The 20811-nt window shown below is 52.1% G+C and carries 16 protein-coding genes, 5 tRNA genes and 1 riboswitch; of the genes, 17 read left to right on the top strand and 4 right to left on the bottom strand.

Annotation, left to right across the window (positions count from 1 at the left end):
* Positions 1 to 55 precede the first annotated feature (55 nt).
* From LKE23_RS05020 to LKE23_RS04985, 8 genes are all read left to right on the top strand, one after another.
* Positions 56 to 502, top strand: coding sequence for a GNAT family N-acetyltransferase (locus LKE23_RS05020; RefSeq protein ID WP_291976235.1), 447 nt, complete (start codon positions 56 to 58; stop codon positions 500 to 502).
* 12 nt (positions 503 to 514) lie between these two features.
* Positions 515 to 688, top strand: a riboswitch (Lysine riboswitch).
* Between the two features lie 82 nt (positions 689 to 770).
* Positions 771 to 2255, top strand: coding sequence for an amino acid permease (locus LKE23_RS05015; RefSeq protein ID WP_291976233.1), 1485 nt, complete (start codon positions 771 to 773; stop codon positions 2253 to 2255).
* 113 nt (positions 2256 to 2368) lie between these two features.
* On the top strand, positions 2369 to 3010 hold the full coding sequence (locus tag LKE23_RS05010; RefSeq protein WP_291976232.1) for a deoxynucleoside kinase: 642 nt from the start codon (positions 2369 to 2371) through the stop codon (positions 3008 to 3010).
* Positions 3011 to 3075: 65 nt separating this feature from the next.
* Positions 3076 to 3148 (top strand) — tRNA-Val (locus LKE23_RS05005).
* Positions 3149 to 3151: 3 nt separating this feature from the next.
* Positions 3152 to 3233, top strand: a tRNA-Leu gene (locus tag LKE23_RS05000).
* 91 nt (positions 3234 to 3324) lie between these two features.
* Positions 3325 to 3396, top strand: a tRNA-Gly gene (locus tag LKE23_RS04995).
* A gap of 5 nt (positions 3397 to 3401) precedes the next feature.
* Positions 3402 to 3475: transfer RNA gene (locus LKE23_RS04990), tRNA-Arg, on the top strand.
* A gap of 52 nt (positions 3476 to 3527) precedes the next feature.
* A tRNA-Pro gene (locus tag LKE23_RS04985) sits at positions 3528 to 3601 on the top strand.
* A 69-nt stretch (positions 3602 to 3670) separates the two neighbouring features.
* Here the strand turns inward: LKE23_RS04985 and LKE23_RS04980 are convergent.
* Positions 3671 to 4294, bottom strand: a complete 624-nt coding sequence (locus LKE23_RS04980) for a histidine phosphatase family protein (RefSeq protein WP_291976231.1) — start codon at positions 4292 to 4294, stop codon at positions 3671 to 3673.
* Between the two features lie 290 nt (positions 4295 to 4584).
* Between LKE23_RS04980 and serC the strand changes: the two genes are divergently transcribed.
* Both serC and LKE23_RS04970 read left to right on the top strand, forming a co-directional pair.
* Entirely contained in the window at positions 4585 to 5658 is a 1074-nt protein-coding gene (gene serC, locus LKE23_RS04975) for a 3-phosphoserine/phosphohydroxythreonine transaminase (protein ID WP_291976230.1), read from the top strand.
* Between the two features lie 16 nt (positions 5659 to 5674).
* The gene (locus tag LKE23_RS04970) at positions 5675 to 6847 is read left to right on the top strand and encodes a phosphoglycerate dehydrogenase (protein ID WP_291976229.1); all 1173 of its coding nucleotides are present in this window, start codon (positions 5675 to 5677) and stop codon (positions 6845 to 6847) included.
* A gap of 118 nt (positions 6848 to 6965) precedes the next feature.
* Here LKE23_RS04970 and LKE23_RS04965 read toward each other — a convergent pair whose 3' ends face one another.
* Positions 6966 to 8126: an RNA-guided endonuclease TnpB family protein gene (locus LKE23_RS04965; RefSeq protein WP_291976228.1), complete on the bottom strand. Its 1161-nt coding sequence runs from the start codon at positions 8124 to 8126 to the stop codon at positions 6966 to 6968.
* Complete coding sequence (tnpA, locus tag LKE23_RS04960) at positions 8123 to 8560, bottom strand: IS200/IS605 family transposase (protein ID WP_291978265.1); 438 nt, start codon at positions 8558 to 8560, stop codon at positions 8123 to 8125. Before tnpA ends, LKE23_RS04965 begins: the two co-directional genes overlap by 4 nt.
* Positions 8561 to 8797: 237 nt before the next feature.
* Here tnpA and LKE23_RS04955 point away from each other — a divergent pair, with 237 nt between their 5' ends.
* Together LKE23_RS04955 and adhP are read left to right on the top strand one after the other, a co-directional pair.
* The gene (locus tag LKE23_RS04955; RefSeq protein ID WP_291976226.1) at positions 8798 to 9472 is read left to right on the top strand and encodes a matrixin family metalloprotease; all 675 of its coding nucleotides are present in this window, start codon (positions 8798 to 8800) and stop codon (positions 9470 to 9472) included.
* 269 nt (positions 9473 to 9741) lie between these two features.
* On the top strand, positions 9742 to 10764 hold the full coding sequence (gene adhP / locus LKE23_RS04950) for an alcohol dehydrogenase AdhP (protein WP_267200833.1): 1023 nt from the start codon (positions 9742 to 9744) through the stop codon (positions 10762 to 10764).
* Between the two features lie 117 nt (positions 10765 to 10881).
* On the opposite strand, the gene LKE23_RS04945 is transcribed toward adhP, so the two are convergent.
* Positions 10882 to 11652: an SDR family NAD(P)-dependent oxidoreductase gene (locus LKE23_RS04945; protein WP_291976225.1), complete on the bottom strand. Its 771-nt coding sequence runs from the start codon at positions 11650 to 11652 to the stop codon at positions 10882 to 10884.
* Between the two features lie 269 nt (positions 11653 to 11921).
* On the opposite strand from LKE23_RS04945, the gene LKE23_RS04940 reads away from it, so the two are divergent.
* The 5 genes from LKE23_RS04940 to rpoB all read left to right on the top strand — a co-directional run bounded on the left by LKE23_RS04940 (position 11922) and on the right by rpoB (position 20801).
* Entirely contained in the window at positions 11922 to 13052 is a 1131-nt protein-coding gene (locus tag LKE23_RS04940) for an IS30 family transposase (RefSeq protein WP_291976173.1), read from the top strand.
* Between the two features lie 221 nt (positions 13053 to 13273).
* The gene (locus LKE23_RS04935; RefSeq protein ID WP_267200835.1) at positions 13274 to 13741 is read left to right on the top strand and encodes a CtsR family transcriptional regulator; all 468 of its coding nucleotides are present in this window, start codon (positions 13274 to 13276) and stop codon (positions 13739 to 13741) included.
* A 13-nt stretch (positions 13742 to 13754) separates the two neighbouring features.
* The gene (locus LKE23_RS04930) at positions 13755 to 16244 is read left to right on the top strand and encodes an ATP-dependent Clp protease ATP-binding subunit (RefSeq protein ID WP_291976224.1); all 2490 of its coding nucleotides are present in this window, start codon (positions 13755 to 13757) and stop codon (positions 16242 to 16244) included.
* A 133-nt stretch (positions 16245 to 16377) separates the two neighbouring features.
* On the top strand, positions 16378 to 16983 hold the full coding sequence (locus LKE23_RS04925; protein WP_291976223.1) for a TetR/AcrR family transcriptional regulator: 606 nt from the start codon (positions 16378 to 16380) through the stop codon (positions 16981 to 16983).
* 206 nt (positions 16984 to 17189) lie between these two features.
* On the top strand, positions 17190 to 20801 hold the full coding sequence (rpoB, locus tag LKE23_RS04920; RefSeq protein WP_291976222.1) for a DNA-directed RNA polymerase subunit beta: 3612 nt from the start codon (positions 17190 to 17192) through the stop codon (positions 20799 to 20801).
* The last annotated feature ends 10 nt before the right edge of the window (positions 20802 to 20811 follow it).

The following is a 20811-nucleotide window of genomic DNA, read 5'->3' as shown; positions in this document are numbered from 1 at the left end:
GAAAAGCCGTGGCAACGCGGCTTTTTAGTTTGCCATGATTAGGACCAACAGATTATTGATTGAGCGGGCGACCAGCGGGGACGCAGCAGGCCTGCAAAAATTATTGAGCGATCCGCGGGTGACTGGACCGAGCCATCTGCTGATTTCACCCACGTTAGCGGCCAGCCAGTTCTTGATCCAATCCCGTCATCCACTTGCCATCCGGCGCCGCACCGCCCCGGAAAAAATCATTGGCCTGCTCTTCCTGACGGCGACGGGGGCCAACCAGTGGGAGCTCGGCTACCTCCTCCAGGTGGCCGACTGGAATCGGGGACTGATGACCGAGGCCCTAACCGGGGTGGTGAACCGCCTAAAAGTGGGGACAGTGCTTGAAGCGACGGTTGACCGCACGAACCCGGCCTCGGCGCGGGTTCTGGAGAAAATTGGCTTTCAGCAAACCACCGCTGATGCCCGACAGACGACCTGGCGCTACCAAAAAAGACTTGCGTCAGAAAAAGATTAGAGTATAATTAGAAAATAATGAAGAGGTTGCACTGCTGATTAGTAGCCACGGTGAGGTGAGTGAGCACCTGAAGCCGCGGTGAAAGGGAGCAGTGCCGAAACGGGGACGTCCTTACTAGCGTTCCTTGTTGGGCCATCGTCAAAGAGGCGGTGGACTGTCGCAATGCTGCGGGGCGCTTCCGGAATAGATTCAAAAGAACGTTGATTGAGTCTTCTTGCGGGTGCCCTCGGTAAGAAGGCTTTTAATTTACTATTGGAGGAATGAGTTTATGGCAGATAGCACAGATCATTCGACCGGCCATATGAAACGGTCGTTGCAGACCCGGCACCTGTCGATGATTGCCCTTGGGGGAACCATCGGGACCGGGCTGTTCATTACCAGTGGGGAGGCAATCTCCACTGCCGGGCCAGGTGGGGCGCTGGTTGCCTACATCGTGATGGGCTTCATGGTCTACTTCTTGATGACCAGTCTCGGGGAAATGGCCACCTACATGCCGCTGACCGGATCGTTTTCTGCTTATTCAACAAAGTTCGTCGACCCGGCACTGGGCTTTGCGATGGGCTGGAACTACTGGCTGAACTGGGCGGTAACGATCCCGGTTGAGGCGACGACGGCCGGCATCATCATGAACTACTGGCTGCCGAACGTTCCGCAATGGGTCTTCAGCGTGGCGGTGCTGGCCCTGATCTTTATCATCAACTACCTCTCCGTGCGTTCCTACGGGGAAACGGAGTACTGGCTGGCCCTGATCAAAATCGTGACCGTCATCGTCTTCCTGATCATCGGGGTGGCAATCATTCTGGGAATCATGGGCGGTCACGCGGTCGGCCTGAGCAACTTCCACTACAAGAAGGCACCGTTCGTCGGTGGGATCCCGTCGATCATCAGCGTCTTCCTGATCGCCGGGTTCTCCTTCCAGGGGACCGAGCTGGTCGGGATTACCGCCGGTGAAGCCAACGATCCCGAACACTCCGTCTCCAAGGCCATCCACTCGACCTTCTGGCGGATCCTGATTTTCTACATCTGCACGATCTTCGTAATCGCCTGCATCCTGCCGTACACTGACAAGAACCTGTTGAACCAGGACGTTTCCAACGTGACGATGAGTCCGTTTACGATCGTCTTCAAGCGGGCCGGCTTGGCAGTGGCGGCCAGCATCATGAACGCGGTCATCCTGACGGCCGTGGTTTCATCGGCCAACTCCGGGCTCTACGCTTCGACGCGGATGCTCTTCTCCCAGGCGCGGGAAGGCTACGCATGGCGTTTCCTGGGCTACGTCAACAAGCGGGGGATTCCGATCTACGCCCTGCTGGGGACGATGCTGGTTTCTACTTTGATTTACCTGACCCAATTCATCGGACCTCAGGCCTACAACTACCTGATTAGTGCCTCCGGGCTGTGTGGGTTCATCGCCTGGCTGGGGATCGCCGCCTCGCACTGGCGGTTCCGGCGGGCCTACATTGCCCAGGGGCGTGACCTCAACGACCTCAAGTACCGGTCGGCCTTCTTCCCGTTTGGCCCGATCTTCGCCTTTATCCTCTGCTTCATCGTTATCTGTGGGCAGAACGTCAACGCCTTCATTAAGCTGGATTGGCAAAACATTGCCATCTCCTACATGAGTGTGCCGATCTTCTTGATCCTGTTCATTTACTACAAGGTGCGTTACAAGACCCACCTGATCCCACTCGACCAGGTTGACCTGTCGCGGAGCACCAAGGGTGAGAAGTACGTACCAGATGATGAGGCTAATTAAAACCCAACCACAAAATATGGCCACTTTTTGGTGGTCATTTTGTTTTTAAATGTTAGAATGGTAATCGTGAATTTTACCAAGAAGAATTTTAATGAGAAAGGGATAGTTACGAAATGATTGCTTTAGCAGGAACAATCGGGGCCGGCAAGACCAGCCTGACCCAGCTTCTGGCCAACCACTTGAACAGCCAGGCCTTTTATGAATCCGTCGACGACAACAAGATCTTGCCGCTCTTCTACGAGAACCCGAAGAAGTACGGCTTTTTGCTGCAGATCTACTTCTTAAACAAGCGCCTGGACGAGATCAAGGCCTCCTACAGCAACGACCTCAACGTCTTGGACCGGTCGATCTTTGAAGACGAGCTCCTGTTCAAGCTCAACGCCGACATGGGCCGGGCAACGGAGACGGAATCCGATATTTACTCCTCCTTGTTGAGCAACATGATGGAGGAGCTGCCGGACCAGGTGCACCAGAAGGCACCGAACCTCCTGATCACGATCAAGGTCTCCTTCGAAACGATGCTGCACCGGATCGAGAAGCGCGGCCGGGCCTACGAGCAGATCGCCAACGACCCGTCACTGTATTCCTACTACAAGAACTTGAACGACCGCTACGACGCCTGGTACGAAAACTACGACGAGAGCCCGAAGATGCTGATTGACGGGGACAAGTACAACTTCGTCGAGAACCCGACGGCGGCGACTGAGGTGCTGGGGATGATTGATCGCAAGCTGGCCGAATTAAATTTAAAGTAGGGTTTGACAAAGCAAACGATCGATGTTATATTAATTAAGCTGATTTGTTTCAGCTTAGTTCTTTTGGAGGATTAGCTCAGTTGGGAGAGCATCTGCCTTACAAGCAGAGGGTCACAGGTTCGAGCCCTGTATCCTCCATATGCGGATGTGGCGGAATTGGCAGACGCGCAAGATTTAGGATCTTGTATCTTTTGATGTAAGGGTTCAAGTCCCTTCGTCCGCATTCAGCTTTTCAAAAAAAGGCTGTTGACAATTCCGAGGCCATCACGTATAATTAATAACTGTTGATACGGAATGTGTCAAAAACTTCATATGCGGAAGTAGTTCAGTGGTAGAACATCACCTTGCCATGGTGGGGGTCGCGGGTTCGAATCCCGTCTTCCGCTCTTATGCACCCATAGCGCAATTGGATAGAGTGTCTGACTACGAATCAGAAGGTTGAAGGTTCGACTCCTTCTGGGTGCATCATAAAGCGTGACAGTTATCTCCTTGAGATGGGTGTGGCGCTTCTTTTTTTCGGAAATTAGCTCAGCTTGGTAGAGCGCTGCGTTCGGGACGCAGAGGTCGCAAGTTCGAATCTTGTATTTCCGATTTTTTTATTTTAAAGTCAAAAGCTGTCAACCGACGAGAAGTTGGTTGGCAGCCTTTCAGTTTTTTGAGTTAGAAGTTTGGCTTGGCGGCCCGGTTGTAGTAAACGAGGTGCTGCTCCAGCGTTTGTGGATCAACGATGATCTTGGTGACGCTGCAGTTGTCCGGTTCAAGGATTTCCAAACCGTGGGCCCCGGTTGCGTTGGCCGCAAAGGAGCGGACCGTGAAGCCGTGGGTGACGATCAGGAGCCGCTCGGTGGGGTGGGCCTTGACGACGTCTTTGGTGAAGGCCAGGACCCGTTTTTGAACGTGGTCGAAGGTTTCGCCATGGGCCACTGGAGCATAGTTTGGTCGAACGTCATGGATCAGGTCGTAGAAAAGCGTGGGATACTGGGCCTCCAGCCGGGCATTTTCCTGGCCATCCCAGTCGCCATAGGAGATCTCCAGCAGGCGGCGGTCGGTGGCCACGGGCAGGTTCAAGCTTTGATTGAGGATCCGGGCGGTCTGAACGGTTCGACGCAGTGGTGATTGGTAAAGCGCGCTCAGGTTCAGTGGGTGGAAGACGGCCGCCAGCTCCTGGGCCTGTTTTATTCCGTCTTCGGTCAGCAGGGTGCGGTCATCATCAATGACGCCCTGCTTGAGCCCAGCGCGGTTAGCCGTGGTCTGGCCGTGGCGGACAATGTATAATTCAGTCATCGAGTTTTGCTCCTTTATTTTTTTAATTATTATACCGGATATTGACAAAAAATTAAATCGAGGTTAGAATTTAATTAATGATTTGTAATGCCCAAAAGGAGGGAGCACCATGATGAAGAATCTCAAGACAGTATTATTAAGCTCCTCCCAGTCTTCTAGCATTTAGAAGGCTGGCCTTTTGGGGTGGCCTTCACATGGTGGGGGCCACGAACTAGATTAGGATCCTAATCCAATGGTCTCCACGAACAGTGGGGGCCTTTTTTCGTACCAGACGATTTGGAGGGATCAACATGCCAATTTATAACTACGCCGCCGGTCCAGCTACCTTGCCACGGACCGTTCTCAAACAAGTTCAAGCCGAACTGCTCGATTACCATGGCTCTGGGATGAGCATTGTCGAGATTTCGCACCGTTCGCCACTCTTTGATGAGGTGCTCACCCAGGCTCACGACCGCGTCCTCAAGCTGATGCACCTGGGGGACGACTACGAGGCCCTCTTCCTTCAGGGTGGAGGCACCTTGCAGTTTACGATGGTGCCGCTGAACCTGGCCACCAGATATCACCGCGTTGCCTACGCTAATACCGGTCACTGGTCAGAGCGGGCGATTGAGGAAGCCGAGAAGATCCCTGGGCTGACGGTCGACACGGTCACGGATGCGGGCCCCGACTTTACGACAATTCCGACCGTTCCCGAACTGCCGGCTGACACCTACGACTACCTGCACATCACCGGTAACAATACGATCTACGGCACGACCTACCACGAACTGCCGGAGACGACGGTGCCGCTGGTGGGGGACCTGTCGTCGAACTTTTTGGGGCAAACCTACGACTTCAAGCGTTTCGACCTGATCTATGCCGGGGCGCAGAAGAACCTGGCGCCGGCGGGACTGACGATCGTGGTCCTGAAAAAGCACCTTCTGGATCAGGAAAGCACCCTGCCAAGCATGCTGAACTACCCGGCCCTGGCGAAGAAGCACTCGACGCTCAACACGCCGCCGGTCTTCCAGATTTACGTCGCCAACCTAGTGATGAAGTGGCTTGAGGACCAGGGTGGGGTCGAAGCAATCAACGATCAAAACGTCAAGAAGTCCAACCTGATCTACGACTACCTGGCTGAATCGAAGCTCTTCACCAACAAGGTCGCGCCAGACGCCCGCTCGCTAACCAACATCCCGTTTACGACCGGTGATCCGGACCTGGATGCCGCCTTTGTCCAGGAAGCTGACCAGGCCGGCTTGAAGAACCTCAAGGGCCACCGGCTGGTCGGGGGAATGCGGGCCAGTCTCTATAACGCCATGCCATACGAAGGCGCGGTTGCCCTGCGCGATTTTATGGCGAAATTTGAACGGGAACACGCATAGATAAGGAGGAGCCCACATGTACAATATTAAAACCTACAACGCCATTGCCCAGGCCGGCCTGGCAGAATTTACCGACGACTACCGAATCAACCAGGACGCTGCCGCCCCGGACGCCTACATGATCCGCAGCGTTGACCTGCACGATCAGGAGTTCCCGGCCAGCTTAAAGGTGATTGCCCGCTGCGGTGCCGGCTTTAACAACATCCCCCTGGACCGGGCCTTAGAAGACGGGATCGCGGTCTTCAACACGCCCGGTGGCAATGCCAACGCGGTTAAAGAACTGGTGCTGGCGATCATGATCGATGCCAAACGGAACCTGATCAATGCGGCCAACTGGAGCGCTTCGGCCGCACCCGGCGCCGACATCACCCTGCGGACGGAGAAACAGAAGACCCAGTTCAGCGGCACGGAACTGCTGGGCAAGAAGCTGGCCATCCTGGGGCTGGGCCACGTCGGCTCGCTGGTGGCCAACGCCGCAATTGACCTGGGGATGGACGTCACCGGCTACGATCCCTACCTGTCGGTTGACTCGGCCTGGCACCTTTCGCCGGCAGTCAAGCGGGCGGCGACGATCAAGGAGACGGTTGCTGGGGCCGACTTTATCACGGTTCACGTACCAAAGAATGAGGAGACCACGGGCCTGATTGGCGCCAAGGAGATGGCGATGTTCAAACCGGGCGCGGTGCTGCTCAACTACTCCCGCCTGGGAATCGTCGACAATGCGGCCGTCCTGGCGGCCCTGGAGAACGGCCAGGTTGCCCACTACAGCACCGACTTCAGTGACGAGCAGATTCTGGGCAACGATCAAGTCACGATCACGCCTCACATCGGCGGTTCGACGAAGGAGGCCACGGCCAACTGCGCCCGGATTGCGGCCCGCGAGATCATGGACTACCTCGCCACCGGGAACACCGCCAATTCGGTCAACCTGCCGAATGTCAAGGCGCCCTTTGCCGGTCCGCACCGTTTCACCATCATTCACCGCAACGTGCCGAACATGCTGGGGCAGATCACGACCGTCATGGCCGACAATCAACTGAACATCGAAAACCTGGTCAACCGGTCCCGTGACAAGTATGCCTACACGATCGTCGACATCAGCGACCTCGATGCTGCAGATATTAAGAAGGTAACCGCGGAACTGGAAGCAATCGACGCGGTCAGTCGGGTGCGCTACATTAAACACTAGTGAACTACTCGGCCATAAATGACCGAGCTTCTGGGAACGCGAAGTAGTATTTAGGATATTGCACTGGTATTCCAGCTACCTAACTTACAGAACTCCGCTCTTTTACCAAGGCTAGTTCCTAACCAACGGCTTTTAATCCTCTACGCAAGATATTAACTGCCGCATTAATATCTCGATCGTGGTGTATTCCACACTTAGGACAAGTCCATTCCCGGATTTCTAGCGGCTTCTTACCACTGTGATACCCACAAGTGCTACAAATCTGACTGGTGTAGTTAGGCTTAACCACGATTAACTGTTTACCATACCAAGCACACTTATACTCCAACATGGTGCGGAATTGATACCAACTGGCGTTCGCAATAGATTTAGCTAAGCAGTGATTCTTTTGGAGATTCTTGGTTTTCAAATCCTCAATCACAATCACGTCATACTGCTTAACTAAATTAGTAGTGAGCTTATGCAGGTGATCCTTGCGCTTGTTGGCTATCTTTTGTTGGTAACGAGCCTTTGTCACTCTGGCCCGTTGCCAATTTTGATAGTCGTCCAGATCTTCTTTAATCGTTTTATGATTATGATTCCACTGACGAACGGCTACCATTGCCTGGTGACGACGTTTAGAGTATTTGCTTTGCCACTTAACGGCTTGCTTTTCATGCCATTTGGCGTTAAAAGAAGCGTATTTGTCTCCATCGGAACTGATGGCTAAATCTGCGATGCCAACATCTAGGCCAACGGATTTTCCAGTTTTGGGCAGCTGGCAAGTTTCAGTTTCAACTTGTAAGGATAGGTAATAACGTCCCGTCGGGTCATAACTAACGGTGTACCGCTTAATTTTGGCATTGCCAACTTGATTAGTCTTGCTCGTGCGGATACTGCCTAGTTTTGGCAATTGCATTCTACGTTTGGCAATCACCTTGCAAGTTGATCGTCCCGTATAGGATTGGCGTAAAGCGTGACGGCTTTTGAAACGTGGATAACCACCCCGATGCTTGAAGAGCATTTTGAATGCTTGAGCGAGATTATGATTAACCACTAGAAAACTAGTTGCGTCACTTTCTCTGAGATACGGATATTCTTCTTTGAGACGTTTAAGCAGGTAATTCATGCCGTATTCATTAACAAAATGACTGTTAGGGTTGTTCTCATAACGTTCCTTAGCCATACCCAACATCAGGTTCCAGACTTTCCGGTCATTACCAAACATCTGCCAAAGCTGGTCTTGTTGAGCCTTAGTTGGGTACAAGCATAGCTTGACTCCTTTAATTACCTTACTCATTCTAAGTTCACCTCTTTACGGCGTTGGTCGTCAATATATTTGGCCACGGCCTGCTCATTGACCGCACCAATGCTTTCAACATAGTAACTCGGTGACCACAGGTGGCGTCCCTGCTTCTTCCAGTAACTAGTTCGCAGCTCAGGGCACTCTCTAAATAATTGCCAAGCGGAAATCCCTTTTAACCAGCGTACGATATTCGTCACCGATAATTTAGGTGGCGCACTCACTAATAAGTGAATGTGATCGTCTTTACCAATCTCCATGTGGGCAATTGTAAAGCCATATTTTGAAGCAATTTCATACAAGGTTCGCTTCAAGACTATTTCAACGTGTCCTTTCAGCACTTTGTTGCGATACTTAGTTCCCCAAATGAGATGGTAATTAAGATTGTAGACCGATGTTCTACCATATGTAAGCCTATTTATATCCTTCATATCAATAATTATATCATATTGTACGCTATCCATGTGCCCGCTGGGTACAAAAGAAGGGCAATTCATCACGTCTTTAAAAGAACGTGTTTCCTTGCCCACTTTCAAAAAAGATTCCTCGCCTGGTGCTGAAACCGAGCGGGGAATCTTTGTTTTTCGTCCGGCTTTTAGCAAGGCTTCTTAATTGCCTCGAAGCAGCCAATCGATTAACATGGACGAAGACGAAAGGAGGGGGAGCCAGTGCGGCGGCGATTAATTCTATTTTATTTGATCACGCTTTTGGGGCTGACGTTTGCCCTGCCAGTCCAGGCCGACCAGCTGCCGACAACGCCCTTTAGCGATTCGAGCGCAAGTGATGCCAGCCAACCAAGCCTGACCTTTAGCACCAAACCGTCCCAGCGCCGGCACCACTACGCGATTCCGCAGAATACCCCGGTTCCCCTGGAGGGCATTCGTTGGCCAAGCAAGAAGGTGACCATCTGCATGCAGACGGACGATCCGCACATTCAACAGGCCTTCCGGGATGCCGTCAAGCGTTGGAATAAGACGAAGGCCATTCACTTTCGCTGGATCAAGAATGCCAACAAGGCGGAGGTCATCGCCCAAAGCGGGGACCTGTCCGATAATTCGCAGTCGGCCACGGTTGGCTACGTCACATCTCAGCTGGGCTCGACCAAGACCGAGTTCGACCCGGATACGCATACCCTGATCCGGGCCACGTCAACGCTGGACGCCACGCAGCTGGATTACACTAGTCGGCACTTTCGCAGCGAGGTTGCCCAGCACGAACTTGGTCACGCCATCGGGCTGGCCCACGCGCCATCCTATGCCCACAGCGTCATGATCCCACGAAACATCCAGACCGGGATCACCAAGAACGATGTCAAAAGCGTCCGGATGCTCTATCACGACTAAAAGGTTTACTAAACTTTAGTAAGCAATTGTGAGGATTTGCGCAAAACTGATTGGGCTTTAGGGCTTGGCGGGCAGAAATTAAATAAAAATTGATGATTGGTTTGAAGAAGTAAGATGGCTTGTGAAAGGGACTTCCTCGAAATAGCGGTGATTGGTATGGCTTTCGAGATAAAATTGTTGGCGATTTCACTTTAAATTCCGTTTGGTATCTGCTACTATAAGAAATGTGAAATGTATAACATGTTGATGAGAAAAGGAGAGTTTACCTTATGAAAGCTGCTTGTATGAACGATCCAGTAGATGGATATGTTACTGTTAAGGATGTTAAGCTTCGTGACCTCAAGCCAGGTGAAGCTTTAGTTGACATGGAATACTGTGGTCTTTGCCACACCGACCTGCACTGTGCTGCCGGTGAATTCGGCAAGTACCCTGGCCGGATCATCGGTCACGAAGGTGTCGGCCGTGTATCCAAGGTTGCCCCTGGCGTTACCAGCTTAAAGGTTGGCGACCGGGTATCAATCGCTTGGTTCTTCAAGGGCTGTGGCCACTGTGAATACTGCCTGACCGGCCGTGAAACTCTTTGCCGCAACGTCCTGAACGCCGGCCTGACTGCCGATGGTGCCATGGCTGAACAATGCATCGTTCCAGCTGACTACGCCGTTAAGGTTCCAGAAGGTCTGGACCCAGTTGAAGCTACTTCACTGACCTGTGCCGGTGTTACCATGTACAAGGCTCTGAAGGTTGCTGACATCAAGCCTGGTCAATGGGTATCCATCGTTGGTGCCGGTGGTCTGGGTAACCTCGGGATCCAATTTGCTCACAACGTCTTCGGTGCTCACGTTGTTGCCGTTGATGGTAACGAAGACAAGCTGAAGGCCGCTAAGGAAAACGGTGCTGAAGTATGCATCAACCGTCACGATAACAACGTTGACGAACAGATCCAAGAAAAGGTTGGCGGGGTTCACGCCGCAGTTGTTACTGCCGTTACGACCGCTGCCTTTGACCAAGCCGTTAACTCCCTGCGTCCAGATGGCAAGTTAGTTGCCGTTGCTCTGCCACAGGGTGACATGAAGCTGAACATTGCCAAGACTGTTCTGGACGGCATCATCGTTGCTGGTTCCCTGGTTGGTACTCGTCAGGACCTGGCAGAATGCTTCCAATTCGGTGCTGAAGGCAAGGTTCACCCAATCGTTCACACCCGGAAGCTCTCCGAAATCAACGACATGATCCAAGAACTGAAGGACAACAAGGTTGTTGGTCGGAACGTTGTTGACTTCTCATTGGAAAAGTAATTTGAAATAATTAAAAGCAGCGATCGTCTGGTCGCTGCTTTTTTATACTCAAAAAAATGGACGAATCACGTGGTTAGCCACGCAATTCGTCCATTCGTTTCTCTTTATAAATTGCAATTAGCCCCGCACGGACTGGCCACCGTCAACGACGATTTCCGTTCCGTTGACGAAGCGGGCCTCGTCGGAAGCCAGGAAGAGCACCGCGTAACCCACGTCTTCGGGGTTACCTAAATACCCCATTGGAATACCGGCAATCAGCTCGTCCAGCAGCTTCTTGCTAAGGGTAAACTGCTGCATCATTGGGGTGACGATCCAGCCAGGCAGGACAGCGTTGACCCGGATGTTGAACTGGCCGAGGTCCCGCGCCGCACCCTTGGTCAGGGCCCGGGAAGCACCCTTTGAGGCGGTGTACGGGGAGGCACCGGCGATTCCCTGAACGCTGGCCAGGGAAGAAACGTTGACGATGGCACCCTTGCCGTTTTGCTTCATGTAAGGAACCACGTACTTCATCCCCAAAAAGTGGGACATGGCGTTGATGTCCATGAAGTGGTGCCAGTCGTCGACGGTTGAGTCCTCCAGGCCGCTGGTCGTATCGGTGTTCCCGATGCCGGCGTTGTTGACCAGAATATCGATCTTGCCGAACTTGGCCATCGTCTGGTCGACAACCTTTTGCCAGTCGTCTTCCTTCGTGACATCCTGGATGATTGGCAGAATGCGGTCACCAAACTTTTCCGCAAACTTGTTGGCCTGCTTCTTTAAGAGGTCGAACTGGACGTCGGTCGCAACCACGTAGGCTCCTTCTTGCAAGAAGAGGCGGGCTTCGGCGGCACCCTGACCACTTGCGGCACCGGTGATAATCGCAACTTTATCTTTTAAACGATCTGTCATAATCGAAAGTCTCCTTTAATTGATTAGCGTTGTTTATCCAGCCGAAACGGCCTTTGTCAAGAAAAATTATAAAGGATAGGCGAGCGGTCGTTCAAGGGCTTTTGCGGCAAAGTTCAGAACTTTTCGTATTTTTACAGTTTCGATGAATAAAATGGTAGATTATAGAATGAAGTTAGCCACCCAGTTGGTGGTAAATAAAAAACGCCATTCGGCGTGACATCAGGTATCATATTAAGTGAACCAAACCTATATGAAAGGATGTCCGTCAAATGACGCACTTAAATGATACCATGTCTACTATTTTATTGACTACTCATAAAAAGAATGCTCATCTTACTAAAGAAGAACGTGTGATGATTGCGACTTTAAAGTCGCAAGGACTTTCCAATCGCGCAATTGGTCGCCAATTAGGAGTTAATCATCAAACAATTAATAACGAGCTCAACCGTGGTACGGTCCGCCAACTTCGTCGTCAAAAATCTAATGGTAAGATTTACGAATATTCTTACTACATCTATAGTTATGAAGCTGGTCAGGCCACATATCTTGAACATCACCGCCATTCTGGTCGTCGTCGCTTATATTATTCTTCAAAGCAATTTTTACGATTAGCTGATCAGCTAATGCTTGGTGAGTTTGACGACCACCATTACTCCCCACAAGCGGTTATTTATAAGGCTCGAGATTTAATGAATGATGGCACCCTGATCCCAAAGTCGGTTGTAACTTTATATCAATGGATTAATGAGGGTGTGCTTCGTACGTCCAATTTAGACCTCTTTGAAAAACCTAAACGTAAGCATCATCAAACTCATCCGCAAGCTAAAAGGTGCTTAGGGCCTAATATTGCTCAACGACCTCAAACTGCGGACCAACGGTCCGAAATTGGCCATTGGGAACTGGATACAGTTCAGGGACAGAAAAACGGTAATGACAGTGTTGTACTAGTAATGACTGATCGCCTTTCACGAGTTAATATCACGAGTAAAATTGCTGGTAAAACTGCGCATGCAGTAAATCAGTTCTTTATAAATTTGCGCCAGAAAATGGGCACAGATGCTTACTATCGCATTTTTAAGACAATAACCTCTGACAACGGTTCAGAATTTAGTGAGTTAACACAAGTTCACGATCATGTTTTCTATGCTGATCCGTATTCCCCTTGGGAACGTGGATCCAATGAGATCAATAACCGGTTTCTCCGCAAGGAGATTACCAAAGGTGAAGCTATAAATAACTATAGTAGTGCTCAGATCATAGCGACTAATGATTGGATGAATCACTATCCACGAGCTATGTTTAATGGACATTCGTCAATGGATATCTATCGTAAGGCCTTCTACCAAGAGATATCACAGCTCCATCAACCAATAATCAATTGGTCAGTATTATTTATTTGAGTCCAGTGGCTAACTTATTCTTGAAATTTAGGTCGATGAATAAAATCAAACCGTCGCTGAATTATTATAAAAAATAATTCATAAACTCGGCTGGGAATAACAGGCTTCAAAGAGCTGATTTGCTTCAATCTTTCCTCGAGCGGCAAGACTTTTCGGCAGTGTTTTGGACTAAAATATGGTAAAATTTGGTCAGAATTAGTCAAACGATGGAAGGTGATAAGGTGGAAAATCGAAGTATTTCGGATATTATTGAAGACTACCTCAAGGGAATTTTTGGGGATGATACTCAGATTGAGATTCGTCGCGCAGAGATTGCTGACCATTTCAATGTCGTTCCATCGCAGATTAACTACGTGATTAAGACCCGGTTCACCATTCAAAATGGCTACCTGGTCCAGAGCAAGCGTGGTGGGGGCGGCTATATCCGCATCGAACGAGTTAATTTACTTGGCGACGTCGATGTGTTAGACTCACTAGTCCAGGCAATTGGGGACTCGATTCGCGAACGCGATGCCTTTGCGATCGTGCAGACCCTATATAATGAAGACCTGATTTCGCAACGTGAGGGGGACCTGATGCTGGTGGCCTTGTCCAAGCAAACCCTGGCGGTGGACGACGCCAACTTGGAGAACAAACTTCGCGCCCGAATCTTAGTTTCGTTTCTCAATCGGCTACGGTATGAAAGTTAGAGGATGATTGTTGATGGATAACATGTTTACACCAAGCGCCAAACATGTCTTAGAAATTGCGCATGAACAGGCAAAATACTTTAAACACCAAGCTGTCGGCACTGAACACCTCCTGCTGGCCCTTTCCATGGACAAGGATGGGATTGCCAACAAGATCTTTGAACAGTTCTCAATCACCAGTGACGACATTCGTGAAGAAATTGAACGACTAATCGGCTACGGAACAATGGACGATCTCGGCCCGGCAGACTACCTGCCGTACTCGCCAAAGGCTAAGCAGGTGCTGGCCCTGGCTGGTCAGGAAGCCCAGCAGATGCACACCTTGAAGATCGGCACCGAGCACCTTTTGCTGGCACTGATTGCCGACGACGGCGTACTGTCGTCGCGGATCCTGTATAGCCTGGACGTCCTGCCACGCCAGGTTCGCAAGGTGACCCTGCGGCGGTTGGGAATCGCCGAAAACCAGGTTCGCCCGCAGCCAAACCAGCAGGGCAACAACGCGGCTGCCGCGGGGACACCGACCCTCGACAAGCTGGCCCGGGACATGACCCGGCTGGCTCGCAGTCACAAGCTTGATCCGGTGGTTGGCCGGAACAAGGAAATCAAGCGGGTCATCCAAATCCTCAGTCGGCGGACCAAGAACAACCCAGTCCTGATCGGTGAGCCGGGTGTCGGTAAGACCGCCATTGCCGAGGGCCTGGCCCAGCGGATGGTGGCCGGGACGGTTCCGGAAGAACTGGCTAACAAGCGACTGATGGTCCTGGACATGGGCTCGCTGGTCGCGGGCACCAAGTACCGGGGCGAGTTTGAAAACCGGCTGAAGAAGGTCATTGAGGAAATCCAAAATGACGGCCACGTGATCCTCTTTATTGACGAACTCCACACCCTGATCGGGGCCGGGGGTGCCGAGGGGGCCATCGATGCCTCCAACATCCTCAAGCCGGCCCTGGCCCGGGGTGAGTTGCAGACCATCGGGGCCACGACTTTGGACGAGTACCAGAAGTACATCGAGTCCGATGCGGCCCTGGAGCGGCGGTTCGCGACGGTTCAGGTCGACGAGCCAACCCCCGATGCGACCCTGAAGATTTTGAAGGGCTTGCGGCCGAAGTATGAGGAACACCACCACGCCCAGATCACCGACGAGGCCCTGGAACAGGCCGTCAAGCTTTCGGATCGCTACATTTCGGATCGCTTCCTTCCTGACAAGGCGATTGACCTGATGGATGAAGCGGCGGCGATGGTGCGGATCGACGCTGAAGAGCGGGACGAACGCAAGCCATCCTTAGAAGACAAGCTCGACCAGCTCCGTTCTAAGAAGGAAGCCGCTATTGAAAATCAGGACTTCGACCAGGCTGCCCAATTGCGCCAGGACGAATTAACCTTGCGGGCCGAGCTGAACCGGCAGGCCAAGCGGTCGGCCAAAGCGGAGCAGAATGGCTATCGGCTCAAGGTCACCGGTGAGGACGTGGCCAAGGTTGTCTCCGAGTGGACCGGGGTGCCGTTGACCCAGCTGAAGAAGAGCGAGAGTGAACGGCTGGTCAACCTGGAACGGGTCTTGCACCAGCGGGTCATCGGCCAGGACGAGGCCGTCAGTGCAGTGGCCAAGGCCATTCGGCGGGCCCGGAGCGGGCTTAAGAATCCGAACCGGCCGATTGGCTCCTTCATGTTCCTGGGCCCAACCGGGGTTGGGAAGACCGAGCTTGCCAAGGCCTTGGCCGAGGCGATGTTTGGTTCGGAAGACAACATGATCCGGATCGACATGTCGGAATACATGGAGAAGTACAGTACCAGTCGGCTGATCGGGGCGGCGCCAGGCTACGTTGGCTACGACGAAGGGGGTCAATTGACCGAAAAAGTTCGTCAGCACCCGTACTCCGTCGTTTTGCTGGATGAAGCCGAAAAGGCCCACCCGGACGTTTTCAACCTTCTGCTGCAGGTCTTGGACGATGGCTACCTGACCGATGCCAAGGGGCGGAAGATCGATTTCCGGAACACCATCATCATCATGACCTCCAACCTGGGAGCAACCCAACTTCAGGACGAAAAGGAGGTCGGCTTCGGTGCTAAGGACCTCAGCCAGGATTACAACGCGATGGCAGCGGCCATTAAGCAGCAGCTGAAACTTCATTTCCGGCCAGAATTTTTGAACCGGATCGATGAGACGATCATCTTCCACTCCCTCAACAAGAAGGAGCTGCACCAGATCGTCAAGCTGATGGCGGATGAGCTTCGCAAACGGATTGCCAGTCAGGGGATCGACCTGAAGATCACCCCGGCGGCAATTGATGAGATTGCCAAGTTGGGCTACAACCCGGCATACGGGGCCCGGCCGCTGCGGCGTGCACTGCAGGATCACGTTGAGGATGGCCTCAGCACGGCGCTTCTGGCGGGCCAGATCAAGGCTGGCGACGAGGTGACAATTGGCGCCAACCATGGTAAGCTGACAATGAAAGTTAAGAAACCGGCGGGAACCAAGCCGGTCCTGGTAAAACTTAGTGATTAAAATTAGGGGAGCAACCAGCTACAAAGGGGTTGCTCCCCTAATCCGTGCCGAATTATGTGAAATCGTTGTCATGAGGACTTGTTCGGCATTATAATGTTAACTAATACGTGAATTGAATGAGGAGAGATGTTTAATGCGACGTACGGAGCAGCTCGAAAAGACTCGGCAGGCGATCTTGCGCACTGCCACCCGTCTTTTCTTGCAACGAGGGTTTGGTCAGACCTCGACCCGAGATATTGCAAAGGAGATTGGGATTACCCAACCGGCCTTATATCACCATTTTAGCGATAAGGAAGTGCTCTTCCTGGAAGTGATGACGCGCTTTTCACTGAAGGTGCGTCAGGACATCAACAAGGCCCTGCGCAAGCACGACCTGTCACCGGAAGACCAGCTGTATGAAATTGTGAAGGCCTTGCGCCGCCATCACCCGATCAGCATCTATGAACAGTACAATCAGGCGATGCGGCTCTTGTCCAAGAGTGCCCAGCGGAAGTTCAACATGATCTTCATGATGGATTACCTGGACCCGATTGGTGATTACTTTAAGCAGCCGGCGGTGCACCTGCGTGGCGACCTGTTGCCCAAGGAAGCGGCGGAATTATTCCTGGCCAGTCTGACCCCGGTTTTCGGGACCTACCAGATGATCGGGGGGCACGCCATTGACAATGAGCAGCGGACCAAATTGATCCTGGACTGCATCATTAACGGCATGACGAAGAAACCCGAAGCTAACGATTGACAATTGAAGGACACACGGTTATACTAATACAGTATGTAATTTGTGAGTTCATTTGAGCGTGGTGATCTATTGTCCATTGCGCTCTGCAATAAAACCAAAGACAGTTGATGACTGTTTTTGGATTTTTTTTGCCCAAAAGTTGGATTTTGGTGAAATTGTAACCAAAATGTAATATTTGGAAATGGCTCACCCAACAAATTAGAGAGGTGAACAGTTTGGCCGGACATTTAGTAAAATACGGTAAGCACCGTACCCGTCGTAGTTACTCCCGGATTAAAGAAGTTCTCGAGTTGCCTAACCTGATTGAAATCCAGACCGACTCTTACAAGTGGTTCATGGATAAAGGGCTGCGGGAAATGTTTGATGACATTATGCCAATCGATGACTTCCAAGGTAAGCTTTCCCTGGAATTCGTCGACTATCAACTTTTAGAACCAAAGTACACGATTGACGAAGCACGTGAACACGATGCAAACTACTCTGCACCACTGCACGTGACGCTGCGCCTTACTAACCACGAGACTGGTGAAATCAAGTCTCAGGACGTCTTCTTTGGGGACTTCCCACTGATGACTGACCAGGGGACCTTCATTATCAACGGTGCCGAGCGGGTTATCGTTTCCCAATTAGTTCGTTCCCCAGGTGTCTACTACAATGAAGAAACCGACAAGAACGGTCGGCCAAGCTACGGCGCAACCTTCATTCCAAACCGTGGTGCTTGGCTGGAATACGAAACCGACGCCAAGAACGTTTCCTACGTTCGGATCGACCGGACGCGGAAGCTGCCAATGACCGAACTGGTTCGGGCACTGGGCTTCGGTTCCGACGATGAAATTATCGACATGTTCGGTGGCGACAGTGAAACCCTGTCACTGACCTTGGACAAGGATGTCCACAAGAACGCCGAGGACTCCCGGGTTGAGGAATCCTTAAAGGACATCTACGAACGCCTGCGTCCAGGTGAACCAAAGACCGCTGACTCCGCCCGGAACCTCCTGACGGCGCGGTTCTTTGACCCAAAGCGTTACGACATGGCTCCGGTTGGTCGTTACAAGACCAACAAGAAGCTGATGCTCAAGTACCGGCTGCTGGGTGAAACCCTGGCCGAAACGCTGGCGGACCCAGACACTGGTGAAGTGCTGGCACAAAAGGGCGACACGGTAACCAAGGAAGTTCTGAAGAAGCTGGAACCATACCTGGACCGCGATGACTTCAAGATGGTTACCTACACGCCATCCGACGAAGCCGTTGTGACCGACCCGGTTAAGCTGCAGAAGGTCCTGGTTTACTCCAAGACTGACCCTGACCGCGTTGTGCCAATCATCGGCAATGGTCACATTCCATTGGAATACAAGCACATTGAACCAGCCGACATCCTGGCTTCTCTGAACTACTTCTTCAACCTGCAAGAAGGCATTGGTTCCACCGATGATATCGACCACTTGGGTAACCGGCGGATTCGTTCCGTGGGTGAACTGCTGCAAAACCAGTTCCGGATCGGGCTTGCCCGGATGGAACGGGTGGTTCGTGAGCGGATGTCAATTCAAGATCCTGACACCGTGACGCCACAGCAGCTGATCAACATTCGGCCAGTGGTTGCCTCCATCAAGGAATTCTTCGGTTCATCCCAGCTGTCCCAGTTCATGGACCAGACCAACCCGCTGGGTGAATTGACCCACAAGCGGCGTCTGTCCGCCCTGGGTCCTGGTGGTTTGACTCGTGACCGGGCCGGCTATGAAGTCCGGGACGTGCACTACACCCACTACGGCCGGATGTGCCCAATCGAAACGCCTGAAGGTCCAAACATTGGTCTGATCAACAGCCTGTCTTCCTACGCCCGCGTTAACAAGTACGGCTTCATCGAAACTCCATACCGGCGTGTTTCCTGGAAGACCCACAAGGTTACTGACAAGATCGATTACTTAACGGCCGACGAAGAAGATAACTTCGTGATTGCTCAGGCCAACTCGCCATTAACTGATGATGGTTCATTTGTTGACAAGCAGGTTATGGCCCGTGACAAGGATGAATACGTTGAAACTAGTGTTGAAAACGTCGACTACATGGACGTTTCTCCAAAGCAAGTTGTCTCCGTCGCTTCCGCATGTATTCCATTCCTTGAAAACGACGACTCCAACCGTGCCCTGATGGGTGCCAACATGCAGCGGCAGGCGGTTCCTCTGATCAACCCGCACGCGCCACTGGTAAGTACCGGGATTGACTACAAGGCAGCCCATGACTCCGGGGTAGCCATGATTGCCAAGAAGCCAGGAACGGTTGAATACGTTGATGCTCGTGAAGTACGGGTTCGTGAAGACGATGGTACTTTGGACACTTACAAGCTGATGAAGTTCCGTCGTTCCAACGGTGGTAAGAACTACAACCAGCGGCCAATCGTCAAGGTCGGTGAGCACATTGATGCCGACGATGTCTTAGCCGATGGTCCATCAATGGAACAGGGTGAACTAGCCCTGGGTCAAAATCCACTGATCGCCTTCATGACTTGGCAAGGGTACAACTTCGAAGATGCCATCGCCATCAGCGAACGCCTGGTTAAGGATGACGTTTACACGTCTATCCACATTGAGTCCTACGAGTCCGAAGCCCGGGAAACCAAACTGGGACCTGAAGAAATGACTCGTGAAATTCCAAACGTCGGTGACGACGCCTTGAAGGACCTGGACGAAGACGGGATTGTCCGTGTCGGTGCTGAAGTGCACGACGGCGACATCCTGGTCGGTAAGGTGACGCCAAAGGGGATGACGGAACTGTCCGCCGAAGAACGGCTGCTCCACGCCATCTTTGGTGAAAAGTCCCGTGAAGTTCGTGATACCTCACTGCGGGTTCCTCACGGCGGTGGCGGAATCATCCAGGACGTTAAGATCTTCACCCGTGAAAATGGGGACGAACTGTCACCAGGTGTTAACACCATGGTCCGGGTCTACATCGCTCAGAAGCGGAAGATCCAGGTCGGTGACAAGATGTCTGGTCGTCACGGTAACAAGGGTACTGTTTCCATCGTTGTGCCTGAAGAAGATATGCCATACATGCCAGACGGGACGCCAATCGACATCATGCTGAGTCCAATGGGTGTGCCATCCCGTATGAACATCGGGCAGCTGCTCGAATTGCACCTGGGGATGGCTGCTAAGCGCCTTGGTATTCACATGGCCACGCCAGTCTTTGATGGTGCCACCGACAAGGATGTTTGGGACGCCGTTCGTGAATCCGGGTTCCCTGAAGACGGGAAGACGGTGCTTTACGATGGCCGGACCGGTGAACCATTTGAAAACCGGGTTGCCGTTGGTTCCATGCACTACCTGAAGCTGGCCCACATGGTTGACGATAAGATCCACGCCCGTTCAACTGGTCCTTACTCACTGGTTACGCAACAGCCACTGGGTGGGAAAGCCCAGTTCGGTGGTCAGCGGTTTGGTGAAATGGAAGTTTGGGCCCTCGAAGCTTACGGGGCTGCCTACACTCTCCAGGAAATCCTGACTTACAAGTCCGATGATACCGTTGGTCGTGTTCGGACCTACGACGCAATCATCAACGGTCAGCCAATTCCAAAGCCGGGCGTTCCAGAATCATTCCGTGTGCTGGTTAAGGAACTGCAAGCCCTTGGCCTGGACATGAAGGTCTTGGATAGCAACCACAAGGAAGTTCAATTAAAGAACATGGATGAAGATGACTCTGAAGTCGTCAGCGTTGATGCCCTGGCCAAGTACGCCGAACAGCACAACGCCGATGGTCAGAAGAAGGACGCTGCAAAGGCCTCATCTGCATCAAAGACTGAAGATAAAACAAAGCAAGACTAACCGTTCTTCA

The sequence above is a fragment of the Limosilactobacillus sp. genome, assembly GCF_022482365.1.
In the GTDB taxonomy this organism is placed as follows: domain Bacteria; phylum Bacillota; class Bacilli; order Lactobacillales; family Lactobacillaceae; genus Limosilactobacillus.
The sequence above is the reverse complement of the archived record's forward strand: the minus strand, read 5'-3'. Positions and strand labels throughout refer to the sequence as shown.